The organism is Rahnella sp. BIGb0236 (genome assembly GCF_004364755.1).
Lineage (GTDB): Bacteria > Pseudomonadota > Gammaproteobacteria > Enterobacterales > Enterobacteriaceae > Rahnella > Rahnella victoriana.
Map to the genome: position 1 here is coordinate 1 of NZ_SOAO01000011.1, position 14,243 is coordinate 14,243.

Annotated in this window: 10 protein-coding genes; 2 read left to right on the forward strand and 8 right to left on the reverse strand. The window is 52.2% G+C overall.

Features of this window, described 5'->3' with window-relative positions; genetic code table 11:
* Positions 1-392: 392 nt before the first annotated feature.
* Complete coding sequence (sbcB, locus tag EDF78_RS19055) at positions 393-1,820, reverse strand: exodeoxyribonuclease I (RefSeq protein ID WP_133823669.1); 1,428 nt, start codon at positions 1,818-1,820, stop codon at positions 393-395.
* Between the two features lie 227 nt (positions 1,821-2,047).
* Between sbcB and EDF78_RS19060 the strand changes: the two genes are divergently transcribed.
* Together EDF78_RS19060 and EDF78_RS19065 are read left to right on the forward strand one after the other, a co-directional pair.
* Positions 2,048-3,145: an FUSC family protein gene (locus EDF78_RS19060; protein ID WP_133823670.1), complete on the forward strand. Its 1,098-nt coding sequence runs from the start codon at positions 2,048-2,050 to the stop codon at positions 3,143-3,145.
* Between the two features lie 166 nt (positions 3,146-3,311).
* The gene (locus EDF78_RS19065) at positions 3,312-3,644 is read left to right on the forward strand and encodes a DUF496 family protein (RefSeq protein WP_013574907.1); all 333 of its coding nucleotides are present in this window, start codon (positions 3,312-3,314) and stop codon (positions 3,642-3,644) included.
* Between the two features lie 77 nt (positions 3,645-3,721).
* On the opposite strand, the gene EDF78_RS19070 is transcribed toward EDF78_RS19065, so the two are convergent.
* From EDF78_RS19070 to vgrG, 7 genes are all read right to left on the reverse strand, one after another.
* The gene (locus EDF78_RS19070) at positions 3,722-4,681 is read right to left on the reverse strand and encodes a D-2-hydroxyacid dehydrogenase family protein (protein ID WP_133823671.1); all 960 of its coding nucleotides are present in this window, start codon (positions 4,679-4,681) and stop codon (positions 3,722-3,724) included.
* An 84-nt stretch (positions 4,682-4,765) separates the two neighbouring features.
* A complete protein-coding gene (gene cirA / locus EDF78_RS19075) occupies positions 4,766-6,739 on the reverse strand; it encodes a catecholate siderophore receptor CirA (RefSeq protein WP_133823672.1) in 1,974 nt (657 codons plus the stop codon).
* 50 nt (positions 6,740-6,789) lie between these two features.
* A complete protein-coding gene (locus tag EDF78_RS19080) occupies positions 6,790-7,896 on the reverse strand; it encodes an ABC transporter substrate-binding protein (RefSeq protein WP_165497952.1) in 1,107 nt (368 codons plus the stop codon).
* Positions 7,897-8,108: 212 nt separating this feature from the next.
* Positions 8,109-8,801, reverse strand: a complete 693-nt coding sequence (locus EDF78_RS19085; protein ID WP_133823673.1) for a hypothetical protein — start codon at positions 8,799-8,801, stop codon at positions 8,109-8,111.
* On the reverse strand, positions 8,798-9,487 hold the full coding sequence (locus tag EDF78_RS19090) for a hypothetical protein (protein ID WP_133823674.1): 690 nt from the start codon (positions 9,485-9,487) through the stop codon (positions 8,798-8,800). The genes EDF78_RS19085 and EDF78_RS19090 overlap by 4 nt, the downstream gene beginning before the upstream one ends.
* Entirely contained in the window at positions 9,484-11,496 is a 2,013-nt protein-coding gene (locus EDF78_RS19095; RefSeq protein ID WP_243839467.1) for a DUF3274 domain-containing protein, read from the reverse strand. Before EDF78_RS19095 ends, EDF78_RS19090 begins: the two co-directional genes overlap by 4 nt.
* Before the next feature lie 175 nt (positions 11,497-11,671).
* On the reverse strand, positions 11,672-14,215 hold the full coding sequence (gene vgrG, locus EDF78_RS19100; protein WP_133823676.1) for a type VI secretion system Vgr family protein: 2,544 nt from the start codon (positions 14,213-14,215) through the stop codon (positions 11,672-11,674).
* Between the last annotated feature and the right edge of the window lie 28 nt (positions 14,216-14,243).

Consider the following 14,243-nt stretch of genomic DNA (forward strand, 5'->3'; position numbering starts at 1 on the left):
GCATCCGGAAACTGGTGACAATCCTGAATGCGATGGTGCGAGATGGTCGTGAATGGGCAGCAAATTAATCGCTGCCGGATTGACATTCGACACAGTTGCTCCCCCTTCGCAGGGGGAGGAGCAAACACACGACGGCTTAATCATACCGCTGTGGTTGAGTGAGTTAACTGCTCTGCTCCCACCCCTGCGAAGGGGAGGAGCAAACACACGACGGCTTAATCGTACCGCTGAGGTTGAGTGAGTTAACTGCTCTGCTCCCTCCCCTGCGAAGGGGAGGGCTGGGGTGGGGTATTAAAGCGAAATCAACGAGTTGAAGTTTGCTTTGACGAGAGGTTAGCCCTTTATACACCGCTCGCAGCCTTTCCCCTTCGCAGGGGGAGGAGCATCACCGGTTAACCCACCAGTTTCTTCCCATATTCAAACAGCGCCTTGAGAAGCGCCATCTTCTCAACGTCCCCCTCATGCAAATTATAGAGCGATTCAAGCTCTAAAATGTACGCCTGCACACGTTCGTCCGTCAGTTTCTCCTGCCGGTGCAACATCCAGCGCTTCTGCTCGGCATCGGTCAGCGTGGCGGGGTAGTTGCGCGCACGGAAGCGGAACAACAACGGCTCGATGCGGGAATCATTAAAAGTCAGATCCAGTGCGGGCAGATTTTCCGGACGGGTTTCCAGAATAATGCGCATTGCGGCGCGATCGGCATCGCTGAAGAAACCGTCGTACAGGCGGGCATCCACGTCATCGGAAGGTGTAAACGGTTCGGCTTCGGCAAACATCGTGACCACTTTCTCGCGCACCTGCGGGTTCTGCCGCAGTAACTGCAAATTCTCAAGACAACGCTGACGGTCAATCCCCAGCCGTTCGGCATTTTCCGGTAACAGCGTTTTGGCCGGTGCCAGCACCGGACATTTATTGATATGCACCAGCTTGACCGGCAGCGGAGACTGGCCCGCCTGCAACGCATCGCGGCGGCTGTACAGGCGTTCACGCATCTCATCAGGATTGAGATCCAATAACGTCGACATATCACCGGCGAGATCGCACATGATCACGGCGTTCTTATTTTCAGGATGCCAGGCCAGCGGCGCGACCCAGGCGGTATTACCGCGTGCTGCGCCAAACATACCGGAAACATGCACCAGTGGCGCCATCGCAGGGATGTCGATCAGGGTATTGAGTTTATGTTTGCTGCGGTGTTCAAGCAGAAAACTGAACAGACGCGGCTGCGCCTGCTTCACCAGTTTCGCCATCGCGATAGTCGCGTAAACGTCGGCCATCGCATCATGGGCATTTTCATGCTCGATGCCGTTGGCCCTGGTCAGATGCTCAAGGCGGAAACTCGGGAGACCGTCATCGTTTTCCGGCCAGTTGATCCCTTCCGGACGCAGCGCATAACAGGCGCGCATCACATCAAGCAAATCCCAGCGGGAGTTTCCGTTCTGCCAGCTGTAGGCATACGGGTCGTAAAAGTTGCGATACAGGATATTGCGGCTGACTTCATCGTCGAAACGGATATTGTTATAACCGACAATGCAGGTGCCCGGTACGCTGAATGCCTTGTGGATTTGCGCGGTAAACTCCGCTTCGGTCACGCCGCGTTCCAGCGCGATCTGCGGTGTAATACCGGTGATCATCACCGCTTCCGGTTCCGGCAGGTAATCGTCAGAAGGGCGGCAATAAATGACCAACGGTTCTTCGATGATGTTGAAGTCTTCGTCAGTTCTCACCCCGGCAAACTGCGCCGGACGGTCCAGCGCCGGATTCTTACCGAAGGTCTCGTAATCGTGGAAGTAGAACGTTTTTTGCGGCTTGTCTGACATTACGAAAATAACCTTAATCAGTGCGGAATGGGTAAACTCGACGGCGACTAGGATACCATCCGCCGCAATGAAGTCATGACAAAATGCACAGCCCCGGAACACATCGTTAAAATTTACATACACGCTGGCAAGATCCCCCAAAACCCTGATAAAAGCAGGGTGATCCCCTTTCCCAACTCGGCTAAACTACCGCCTAATCTGAATTCACGCCTTACGGCAGGCCTAACGTGCGTCTCGACAAGAAAATTTCTCCGCTGGATAACGTCATTTACCGTCATTACCGGATTACTCACGCCCTGCGTATCGCGGTGGCGTTCATTTTGACATTTCTGATTGTCCGGTTGACTGAAATCCCCGAAGGCACCTGGCCGCTGATCACCCTGGTCGTGGTAATGGGGCCGATTTCGTTTTGGGGAAATGTCGTGCAGCGCGTACTGGAGCGCATCAGCGGCACTGTTTTAGGTGCAGCTTCCGGGCTGATCGCGTTGTGGCTGGAGCTGTATTCATTTCCGCTGATGCTGGTGTGGTGCGGCGTCGTGATGTTCGTCAGCGGGTATCTGACCCTCGGTAAACGTCCTTATATGGCGTTGCTGATTGGTATCACGCTGGCGGTAGTTTGCGGGGCGGGGCCGGGCGACATGAAAATGGCGCTGTGGCGATCGGGCGATGTGATTTTCGGATCCCTGCTGGCGCTGCTGTTCGCCAGTATTTATCCGCAGCGTGCCTTTATTCACTGGCGTATGCAGATGGCGGATTATCTGATGTCGCTGAATAAACTCTACAGTGCGTGGTTGTCGCCGAACATGCTCGAACGCCCGCATCTGCATGGCAAAATGAAGACATCTATGAGCCAGATGATCAAGATGCGTTCTCTGTTCGCGCCCGCCAGTAAAGAATCTCATATTCCGCGCGAAGTGTTTGACGCGATCCAGACGCTGAGCCGCAACCTGCTGTGTACGCTCGAACTGCTGGCCGATGCTTACTGGAGTTCGCGCGAAAGTCATTTCCTGATGCTCAATGCCCGTACGTTGCGCAGCGCGCAGTTGCTGATGCTCAGCACGCTGGAAAAACTCAGCCAGATGTTGCTGAACGGCACCAAAGGTGACGAGCTGACGATCAACCACCAGCTCAATGAATCGGCGGAAGAACTTAAAGCACTGATGGCGGAAATGAACGCAGCGAATCATCTGGAAGCGCAGGTGTATGGCTACGTCTGGCTCAGCGCGCAGGTGGCCGAGCAACTGAAATCCATGGGTGACCTGATCACCATGACGATGCAAAAAGAAGACGCTCAAATAAGCAGCGTTAAAACGACGAAAGCATGAAGGGATTTTTGTCTGCGGCCTAAAACGGGTAAGATGGGCTTATTGGACGATTATCTGAGCGCGCAGCCCGATCTTTGCTACTCTTCCTGCTAAGCTTTTGCGTAAAGGCAGGCAAAGCGGTTGCGACAAGTCACTGAATCTGTGTAACTTAATCGAAGGTGTTAAAATGGACAATATCAATAAGCCGAGTTTCCAGGACGTTCTGGAGTTTGTGCGCATTTTCCGTCGTAAAAACAAATTACAACGCGAAATTGCTGATAATGAAAAGAAAATCCGTGACAACCAGAAACGTGTTCTGCTGCTCGACAACCTGAGCGACTACATCAAACCCGGTATGAGCATCGACGAAATTCAGGCGATCATTGCCAGCATGCGCGGCGACTATGAAGATCGTGTTGATGACTACATCATCCGCAATGCAGACCTGTCGAAAGAACGTCGTGAAATGTCCAAAAAGCTGAAAGCGATGGGCGAAATCAAAGCCAACGAAACCAAGTAATTTCGTCGCTGCTGAAAGCAAAAACCGGGTTCAGGCCCGGTTTTTTTACGCCTGTGATTTACGTTCAGGATTGAGCCTTATTCCAAAATGCGCAGCGGTTTACCCGCCAGAAATGCCTGAATATCCTCAACCGCTTCCCTGAAATAGACCTGATAATTGCCGTCGGAGACATAGCCCAGATGCGGCGTCGCCAGCACATTGGGCAGGGTCCGGAAAGCATGACCGGCGGGCAGTGGCTCAGCATCAAACACATCCAGACCGGCACCGGCGATCACACCGCGTTGCAGTGCATCAATCAGGGCGGGTTGATCGACAATTGCGGCGCGCGAGGTATTGATCAGCAGGGCGGACGGTTTCATCTGCGCCAGTTCGCTGACGCCGAGTAAACCGCGTGTCCGCTCGCCGAGCACCAGATGAATGGACACCACGTCGCTGGTTTGCAGCAATTCTTGTTTCGATGCGCAAAGTGTTACGCCATGTTCCGCTGCGCGTTCTGCGGTCAGGTTCTGGCTCCAGGCGCAGACATCCATGCCAAAAGCCTGCGCGATATGCGCCATCTTTTGCCCGATTTTCCCCAGTCCCAGCAGCCCCAGCCGTTTACCGCTCAGGCCAGCACCGAGCGTGCTTTGCCACGGGCCGTTCTGGCGCAGCGCATTATTTTCTGTGACCAAATGCCGTGCCAGCCCGAGGATCAGCGCCCACGTCATTTCGACCGGGGCGGATTGCCCGCTGCCGGTACCGCATACGGTCACGCCATGGCGCTTCGCGGCGGTCAGATCGATGGCTGCATTACGCATGCCTGAAGTGATCAGCAGTTTCAGATTGGGCAGACGTGCAAACAGCGCGGCGGTGAAGGGCGTCCGTTCACGCATAATCACCAGGATATCGGCGTCTTTCAGCGTCTCCGCCAGGGTATTTTCGTCTTCGATGTGTTCCGTCAGCGCACGGCATTCTACCTGCGGCGCGAGTGCCTGCCAGTCAGCCAGCGAAAGGGCAGCGTTTTGGTAATCATCAAGAATGCGGCATTGCAGTGGCATGAGAACCTCTTATCGGAAAAATAATGATAAGAGGTATAGCACTGAAACTGCCGGGGCGTGAAGCGACCCGGCAGGAGGTTATTGTCAGAAACTGTAATCGACAGCGGCGAAATATCTCCGGCCATCTTCGTTATAGCTGTAATCGTCGCGGTTGAGGTCTTTATCCGTCAGGTTGAGCACCCCGGCGCGGATTTTTACCGCTTTACTGACCTGATACGAACCGCCGGTGTTCCAGATGGTGTAACCGCCCGGCGTGGCGTTGCCGTCAGTGACGGTGCGGCTTTTGCCTTTATAGTTGGCGGAAATATAGAAGCTCCAGTCTTCCAGCGGTTTCCAGTCAACGGTCGCATTGCTGGTGTGGAACGGCAGTTCCGAGAGGGGCTTATTGCCGCCGTTACTCAGGTCGCGGGCGTCGTTGTAGGTGTAATTCAGCCTGAGGTTCAGCGTATCGGAAAGCGGCAAACCCAGTTCGGTTTCCAGCCCGCGGATCCGCGCCTTGTTGACGTTGTAATACCGGAAGATCGGATTGCCGCTGGCGTCGAAACCGACAAAGTTCTGATAAGTCGGTGCCAGATTGCGGTTGGCGGTACGGATCACGGTGATCATGTCGTCGATGTCGTTCTGGAACACTGTCGCGCTGGCGGTCACGTCTTCCAGCAAGCCTTCCTGACCGGCGTAATACAGGCCAAACTCCACGCTTTCGCTGGTTTCCGCTTTCAGATCTTTGCTGCCCACCACATTACAGCTGCCACGGCAGGAGGCACTTTGCCAGTCCGGGCTGAGTTGCAACAGGGAAGGGGCCTTGAACGCTGACGCCCAGCCACCTTTCAGTGTCACGCTGTCGGTGGCGTTGTAGACCAGATAGGCACGCGGGCTCCAGTTGACGCCGTAGTTTTCGTGGTCATCCATGCGCACGCCGCCGGTCAGCGCCAGATTTTCGAAGATACGCCATTCGTCTTCGAGGAACAGCGCGTACTGATTGGCCTGCGTGCTGCCACCGTTTTTCATGTTCACGCCGTCTTCCAGTTTGTCGTTGCGGTATTCGCCGCCGAACGTCAGAAACTGATTGTAATCGCCGAGCGGGATCACCACTTTGCCGTCGAGAGAGTTGTTTTTTGAGGTAATGGTTTCGGCGTTTTTGTTCTCGATATTTTCACCGTAGAAACGCAGCTCGGTATTCATCAAACCCCAGCGGCCGTTGTGGCCGAGAGAATAATTCTCGCGTTCGATACGGTTTTTATCCAGCGTATCGGAATCGCGATCCTGACGATCCAGACCGTAGCCAAAGGTCATGTCCTGATCTTCATCCGGCGTCAGGGAGAATTCGACGTTGGCGTTACGCGAGGTATACCCTTCAATGCGCGGCTGACCGGTGCTGCCGCTGGCGGAACTGGCCTGATCTTTCTGACGTTTACCGAGTGCGCCGTAAACTTTCACGCCCAGTAAATCGTCCACCAGCGGACCGCTGGCGAAGAAATTCCCGTTGCCGCTGTCACCGCGATCGCGGTGTTCCTGCACGGTGGTGTCGGCGCTCAGCGTGCCGTGCCATTTTGTACCGACTTTGCGGGTAATAATATTGACCACGCCGCCCAGCGCGTCAGAGCCATATAAGGAAGACATCGGCCCGCGCACCACTTCGATGCGTTCAATGGATTCCGCAGGGATCCAGCTTAAATCGAAATCGTTATGGCGGAATACCGCATTGCGGGAATTCACGCGCTTGCCATCAACCAGAATCAGCGTATAGCCGCTGCCCAGCCCGCGGATACTGACGCCCTGACGGTTATCGCTTTCATTGGTGATTTGCACGCCGGGGACATCTTTCAGTACGTCTTTGAGGTTTTGTACCGGTTTCTTTTGCAGGTCTTCGCGGGTGATCACGCTGATACTGGCGGGCGCATCTTTGAGGTTTTGTTCAATCGCGGAAGCCGTCACCACCATCTGATCTTCTTTTTCTTTCACTTCGCTGACGTCTTCCGCCATCACCGGACACGCGGCAGCAATCAGTTGTGCGAGCAGCCCGGCTTTGATCGCCGGTGTGAATGTCATCTTAGCCATGTTTTCTCTCCGTGAGATAAAAAGCCCCGGCAGCGCGGGGCGGTGTCCCTTTACTCTGTCCAGTAAGTGCCGGTCGGTTCGACGGCGAGGAACTGTTTATAAAGCTGTTGCTGCGTTTGCTGCGGATCGAGATCGGCAAACTTCTGCGGATAAAACGCTTTGGCGAAAACCTGAACGGCCAGCACGTTATACGGGGAATTGTAATAGTTGTGCCAGATGCCAAAACTGCGGCCATCTTCGACAGCTTTCAGGGTGCTGATGCCTTTGCGCGCCAGCAGCGGTTTCAGGCTGGCGCTGGCCTGTTCCGGCGTGGTTTGCGCGCCGAGCACTAAACCCGCAGGTTGCGGATCGCCAGCTTTCGGCGGTTTGCCACCACCGCTCACCAGATAGACATCCGGTTGTGCGGCAATCACTTTCTCCAGATTCACCTGACCGAGAGGGCCGGGCAGCAGAGGTTTGGCGATGTTCACGCCGCCCGCCTGATCGATAAAATCGCCCATATTGCCGTTACCGGCCGAGCGGCAGCATTCATCCGCCGTCGAGGCGCGTAACTCGATGAACACCTTCGGTTTATCCTGCTCAGGAATGTCTTTGGTGACGTCGGTGACGCGTCTGATATTGTCCTGATAGAAGCGGATATAGTCCTGCGCCTGCTTCTCACGGTTCAGCACTTTACCCAGCAGCTCCATGCTCGGCAGGGTGTTTTTGAGCGGAGAGGTGCGGAAATCCACAAACACCACCGGCACTCCGGCTTTCTGCAACTGCGTCACCAGTTCGCTTTCCCGGCCCGGCCCGTGGCCTGACAAACCAAAGATCGCCAGTTGCGGGTTCAGCGTCAGGACTTTCTCCGGACTGATGCTGTCGGCGCTGGTGTTGCCAATCAGCGGGATCTTGTCGATTTGCGGGAATTTTGCCTGATAGGTGGCGTAGGTTTGCGGATCAAGCTTACGGAAATCTCCCTGCCAGCCGACAATCCGGTCGAAGGGTTTCTGGCCTTCGAGCAGGGAAAGGGCGAAGAACAACCGGCCTTCTCCCAGTACCACACGCTGAATATCATCCGGCACGGTAACAGTGCGCCCGGCGATATCGGTCACGGTGACAGCCTGCGTGGCGAAGCTAAGCACGCCAAGCGTGAGTCCGGCTAATCCGCCAGCCATGCGCTTAGCGGTGAGCGTCGTGAAAAAATTCTGCTGATAATTCATCTTCTTCCGATTCCTTTACGTTTCCCTGAAGAGGCGCTAACAATAAAAGAAATGATAACGATTATCAATGCGGTTTACATTAGTGCGGAAGAGGAGGGAAAAACCGCCCCGAAAGGGCGGCGGGTAACATTACAATGGCTGGATTCAGGCAATGCGTGGATGTTTTTTCATTTTTCCTCAAGCCCTAACGCCGGATTACATTTCATATGATCCCATCCCTGATAATTTATTACATCGGGTACTTTTTGCGGGAAATCATCCCAATTTGAATGTAATTCCATTGTTGAACCTTTTAATCCATCTTTTGAAAGGAATTCCCTTCCCCATGCCCGCCCCGATGATTGTGGCGTAATCGTACCGCGCTCACCCTCTACGAAATAATCTATCCCCGGCCCCCCCGGGAGGATACGCGGATCATCAAACGGCGCTGAACTTACGTATAATCGCCCATCTTTTGTCAGAAAATAACCACGATCATTAACAACGGTAAGAGATTTGGCCTCTTTGCTGCTTGGGGCGTAGTCTCCTGAGATTGGTGCAGTTTGCCATGTCTGCCCATAATCTTTTGATACTATAAACGCCCCACCATCCCAGTCAGGAATAACTATATAACGCTCAGAGGGATGAATATATTTTTCTGAAAAAGCCCTGTAAAACTGGCTAGCTATTTCCGATTTCATTCCACGTTTTGTATCGACATAATTTAAAGCCCCCTGACAATAAAACCCCACAATTTCCAGATAGCGGTGATCGTCAAAACGGTAAATAATTTGTGCCGGTTTTTCGGTGGTGCGGCCATAACAACCGGCAATCAGTAAAAGCGCCGCCAGGCCGGCGGCAATGCGTGGATGTTTTTTCATTTTTCCTCAAGCCCTAATGAGGGATTACATTTCATATGATCCCATCCCTGATAATTTATTACGGCGGGTACTTTTTGCGGGAAGTTTTGCCAGTTTGAATAATATTGGATTGTTAAATTAGAGATATCTTTTTGTTTTATAAATTCCATGCCCCACGACCTTCCGGGAAATTGTGGAGTAATACTATGATTCTCACCATCAATATTATAATGAATGCCCGTCCCTCCCGGCATAACACGTGGATCATCAAACGGCGCTGAACTCACGTATAATCGACCGTCTTTTATCAGCATATACCCGCGATTATTAACGACAGTGAATGAAATTACGTCTTTTCGGTTTGGTCTACCGTCACTTATTGGCGCTACCTGCCACGTTTGCCCATAATCTTTTGATACTGCAAAACCTCCCACCTCCCAAGATGGGATCGCGATATATTTATCAGATGGGTGAATATATTTACTACCAAAAGCTTGATAAAATTGGCTTTGTACTTCTGATTTTATTCCGAGTGTTGTATCGACATAATTTAAAGCCCCCTGGCAATAATACCCCACTAATTCCAAATAGCGGTGATCGTCAAAACGGTAAATGATTTGCGTCGGTTTCTCACTGGTGCGGCCATAACAACCGGCAATCAGTAAAAGCGCCGCCAGACCGGCAGCAATGCATGGGCGTGTTTTCATGTTCTTTTTAATTCCTTTTCGGTCAGCGTTGGCGGCATCGGCCACTGGTAAACGGTGACCTCCTGGTTATGGATTGCAGGATAACGGGCCGCATGAATACGGGTGCGCGGGCCATAATCATTAACTACCTCAAATTCTCCCTTTGGTAAATACTCATCTGGATTGTTCATAAACTTTTTAATTAAATCTTTGTTTAACTTTCCGCTGCGGTAATATTCTGCGGTGTCATCATTGGGATTATATTCCCGCCGCCAGTCTGCACGGTGCAACAAACTCCGCCAGAATCTGCCGTCTTCAATAACGTGAGATTTACACTGACCGATGGCCAGATCGTAAGCCATTGCCATGTCTGGCGCTTTATCACTCATTACAATAGACGAATGCTGACTTAATACCGTAGATTGCGCCTCATCTATTTCCTTTCTGACTTCTTCCCTGGTTTTTGTACGACGGTAAGAAAAATATTTTTCTCCGTTAACATCAATAATCACCGCCGTTTCTATAACGGCTTGCCCCGCCGGATATAAATACGCACTCAGAATACGGCATTCATTCGTGGTTAAATTGTGCCCGGCCTGCATTGTGCTGAAAGGTTGATACGGGGGAACTTCCCGCCGTTCAGATACAGTGGTTTGGCTGGCAAGGTTGGCGCTGGCGATCTCAATATCCGGCCCGCTCATTTTTGAACGGTATTTTTCTTCTCCCTGATTGCGCTGCCCCTGCAATTCAAAAATAAAAGGCTCTGGCAGTTCTTCCCCCGTCACCGTCACATCATTAAACGAGTATGAAGCGTATGAAAACCAGTGCGCCGCGCCTGTATAAACGCCTTTACCCTGCGTTATTGGCCCCGCAAACCGGTACGGGGCGGAGGCTTTCACGCCTACTAATTCATCCTGCGCGAATACCCGCTGGCGCAGATTAGGGATGGTGTTGGCTATCTTGTCAGGGACGCCACGCCAGCCGAAGCCCTGTATCGGTTCAAGGGATACGGTCTGATCATTCGGGCAAAAGTAGTTATAAACCTTGCCGAAATTATTACGCCGGTGGCGCGGATCCTGATACCACGCCCCCGCCTTTTTAATGCAAATCGTATCGTACAGTTTTTGGGTGTCTGCTTCGCTATGCAGTCCGTCGCTGCCGTCCTGATACCTTGCGTTTGTACGCATAAGTGCGCAGAAGTTTTTAAAGGTTTTTTCGCGGGCGGCGGTGGTTTGCTGATTTCCCGGCAGGCCCATTTCCATGATCCGGTTTTCAAGTGAATAGGGCGAATGATTGAAAATCACGCAGTCCGCAGGGGCTAACCCTTGAGATTTAACCATCATATTGGCTAGCATGGTGATGATTGTCCCCTGACTGTGGGCGACGATATTGATCGCATCTTTTTCCGTTGTGGGATTTCGCCTGATTTCCATAATCAGATCGGCCAGCCGGTGCGCTGCAAACACCTGATAAATCCGGTGCGGATTATCATAAATGGGGTGTGTGCGGTCCGGCGCGTTATTCTGGCTTATGGCCTTGGGAATGCCCATCATTGCCCCGTTTGCGCCCGGCCCGAACATATCCGGGATATTTGTCGTGGCGTTGGCAAAGGTGCCGCCGCCTTTGGCAAAATTCGGATCTAAAACGTTGCTGTAATTATCAATATTTTTCCCGTCATGCCTTCTGATTGTCCATTCGTTATATTCCTGAAAAGCGTCATACGGCAGCGGCGTTTCAGGGCTGCGGTAAGTCTTTTGCATTTGCTTTATGTATTCTTCCTGATCAGCAACGTAGGTTGCGTGGTCAACCGGTTTGTAACCCCAGTAAAACGGAATAACGGGGGAAGCCACATCCGATAACACTTCCCGTTGTGTGTTATCGGTGTCAGTACACGTCTGCTGCTTTCCGTCTGCGTCCATGATTTGGAATTCTTTCTCTGACCATTCGTGACACGTCAGGTCATCGCGGCCTAAACGCTGATTCAGCCCCGCAATAATGCCTTTTTCCTGATTCTGATAGGCTTCCCCCACGTCGTTAACGCCGTGAACCAGAATCACAATGCAGGGCATAGGGCGCGGAACCGCGCATTTTGTGACGTACATCGATGGCCCCGCATCCGTAGGCACACCAATACAGCCTGTCGCCAGCCAGACCGGCGGGCGCGGCGGTGTCTTTTTTTCTGTGTTATCTGTCATGATGATTTCCCTATTCTTGTTCGTCGTGAATGAGTCTTAACGAATAACTTTCCAGTTCTGACGGGTTCAGCAAAGGAGAATGGCCGTCAGCGTCTGTGATCCCCTCAATCTGTACGCCGTTTTTAATCAGCATAAATTTCTGGTTGGTGAGCGGGTGATCCGGTTCCCCGTCGGCATGGAGTAAAAATTGCTGCGATAATTCACCGTTTTTGAAAACGGGTAATGCTTCCTGAATGCTGGCCGCAGGCAAATAACGCACATCCATGGCTTTATAAAGAATGCCCTGCGGCGCTAATACCTCAACCACGCCGTTTTTTATACGGATGCCCGCGCCACCGGACATCAGGACAATTTCATTTTTCGCATTGAAAGAAATGCGCCCGTTTGAACTGGTGGTGATCACGTCCCCGAATGCCGTTAGCTTGATTTCATCTTTTTGCGCTTTCAGGTGGAGCGGGCCACCTGCAGCTGTCAGAAAAATCCCCGCCTTACGGACGAAAACGGAAAATAGTTCCGCAGCGGCAACCGTAAAGCGGCCAAAAGCATTTAAGGACGTGTCCTTGTGCGACGTGGTGATCACGTTCTGACCCGCGCTGATTTGCGCGGTTTTCGGCGTCGTCTGGGCTATGCCCGCATCGGCATAGAGTGCGATCACCGGTTCGGCCAGCTTGTCAGTCGCCTGGCGTAATGCCTGCTGTTTGCCGGTGTCTGTGGCGGGGGTATCGCTGGCTGTGGTGCTGGCCGAAAGGGATTGCGCTAATTGTAAAGCCGCCTGCAGCTGGGCGACCGTCGCAGCCATGTCTGACTGATGGCCGCTGGCTTTTGGCTGTCCTTCTGTCGTGATATGCAGCCCCTGATCCGCACGTAACGCGCCGTGTTTATCCGTGCGGATTTCAAAACCTTCCCCGCGTGGTTCCCCGCTGGCGTCAACCAGATGGCCTAAATTGACCTGTGATTTTCCGTATTCGGTGGCCAGCTTGATATGTTCCTGATCCCGCTTATCTTCCATCCTCAATTTATTATTTCGTTGGGTGCGTATCACGTTGCGGGTGTTGTTGCGGTTGGTGACTACATCGGGATTTGTGGCGTCGTGCAGGGCGTGGGCAATGTATGGCCGTTCAGGATCGCCCCCCTCAAAGGCGATCGCGACTTCGGTATTATCCTGCAAAGGGAAATGGAAACCGTAAGTATCACCGGCATAAGGGCGGGCCAGCCTTACCGGCAGGCTTTCGTAGCCTTTTTTCCATTGATCTTCTAAATCGAAATGAAATTTCACGCGATAACGCCCGAAAGCATCAATATGTGCCAGCGTGTCATTAAACTTTAATGCGGAAATGCGGGCGGGAACAGTGCCGGAAATGCAGGGACGCGGCAGACGTTCAGGCCGGAAACAAACATCTTCACTGTAGGGAATGCCGCTTAATTCTGACCTGTAGGCATTTTTTCGGGAACCGGTGGCCTTCATGGCCGTCACAACAAAACTGTTTTTAAAGGCGTCGGAAAGGTTGCCGTCAATGATTAATTCCGTACCCGGCAGGATCTGCGGGCTGTCGGTTACTCCTGTCAGCCGGTGTTGTTCATTCAGCAGGAGTTCATGACGTATACGGGCATAAAAAACACTGGTCTCAGCGGGCTGGCCGCGCCCGTGCGCGTAACGTTCGCCGGGGGCCTGGTGTATGTCCGCGTAAATATATTGCGTACCCTGCGTTTTATCGTCGCCGCGGGTCACGTCTATTGTCTCTGTGGTGATGTCATAGTTACGCAGCGGGTAATAGTAGTTTTTTGCCATCACGCTGGCCGGCACCACATTATGACGGGCTTTCAGTTCGCGGATCGTATAATCATTGCCTGACATTCCCGCTTCGTTATACAGGCGGATGGCATGATTAAACAGGTACAGACTCTGACTGTCTGCAAAAACCATCGTAACAATTTCATCGTGTTTCGGGTGCTTCTCAAAGCGGAACCAGATCCCCACCTCAGAAAGCAAACGGCGGATAAACTGTAAATCGGTTTCGCCCCACTGTACGATCATTTCACGGCGGGGGTAAATCCACGCCAGACCATCAAAATTAATTTCATACCCTTCGAAATGATGTTCTTTGAGTATTTGCTTAACTAACTCAGGCACGGAAATATCCTGATAAATCGCGGAGCGCCGCTTGTTATTCATCAGAGCCATAGGATGAGATAAAGTTATTTCGTAAAGTGATTCATCTGCGGACGTGCTGAGCCGTTCAAATACGCTGATTACCCCTTCAACCTGCCGGTTTTTTTTCCAGTATTCTGAACCCGGTAAATAAAGCGACCAGGCCGGATTCGGTACACGCATTTCGAAAGAAGCGTATTGTTTTAACAGGCTGGTGGCCGGAATATCCTTCTGGTGTGAGGTGAAGCGAATAACATAGAAATAAGGTTCGCTTAATGCCTCATGCCCGGTGAAGGATTCAACGTCGGCGACGACATCCGAATTAAATAAGTGAAGTAAATAACGGTTTTGACTATTAACAGGATTAAAAATTGTTTCCGCGAGTGAAATCACATGACCGGTCATGATTTTATTTCCTTGAGATTAATATCCT

What these genes read in the sequence shown, in the direction of transcription:
- sbcB (WP_133823669.1), bottom strand. Translation starts at nt 1,820, where the DNA reads ATGTCAGACAAGCCGCAAAAAACGTTCTACTTCCACGATTACGAGACC.
- EDF78_RS19065 (WP_013574907.1), top strand. Translation starts at nt 3,312, where the DNA reads ATGGACAATATCAATAAGCCGAGTTTCCAGGACGTTCTGGAGTTTGTG.
- EDF78_RS19070 (WP_133823671.1), bottom strand. Translation starts at nt 4,681, where the DNA reads ATGCCACTGCAATGCCGCATTCTTGATGATTACCAAAACGCTGCCCTT.
- cirA (WP_133823672.1), bottom strand. Translation starts at nt 6,739, where the DNA reads ATGGCTAAGATGACATTCACACCGGCGATCAAAGCCGGGCTGCTCGCA.
- EDF78_RS19080 (WP_165497952.1), bottom strand. Translation starts at nt 7,896, where the DNA reads ATGGCTGGCGGATTAGCCGGACTCACGCTTGGCGTGCTTAGCTTCGCC.
- EDF78_RS19085 (WP_133823673.1), bottom strand. Translation starts at nt 8,801, where the DNA reads ATGAAAAAACATCCACGCATTGCCGCCGGCCTGGCGGCGCTTTTACTG.
- EDF78_RS19090 (WP_133823674.1), bottom strand. Translation starts at nt 9,487, where the DNA reads ATGAAAACACGCCCATGCATTGCTGCCGGTCTGGCGGCGCTTTTACTG.
- vgrG (WP_133823676.1), bottom strand. Translation starts at nt 14,215, where the DNA reads ATGACCGGTCATGTGATTTCACTCGCGGAAACAATTTTTAATCCTGTT.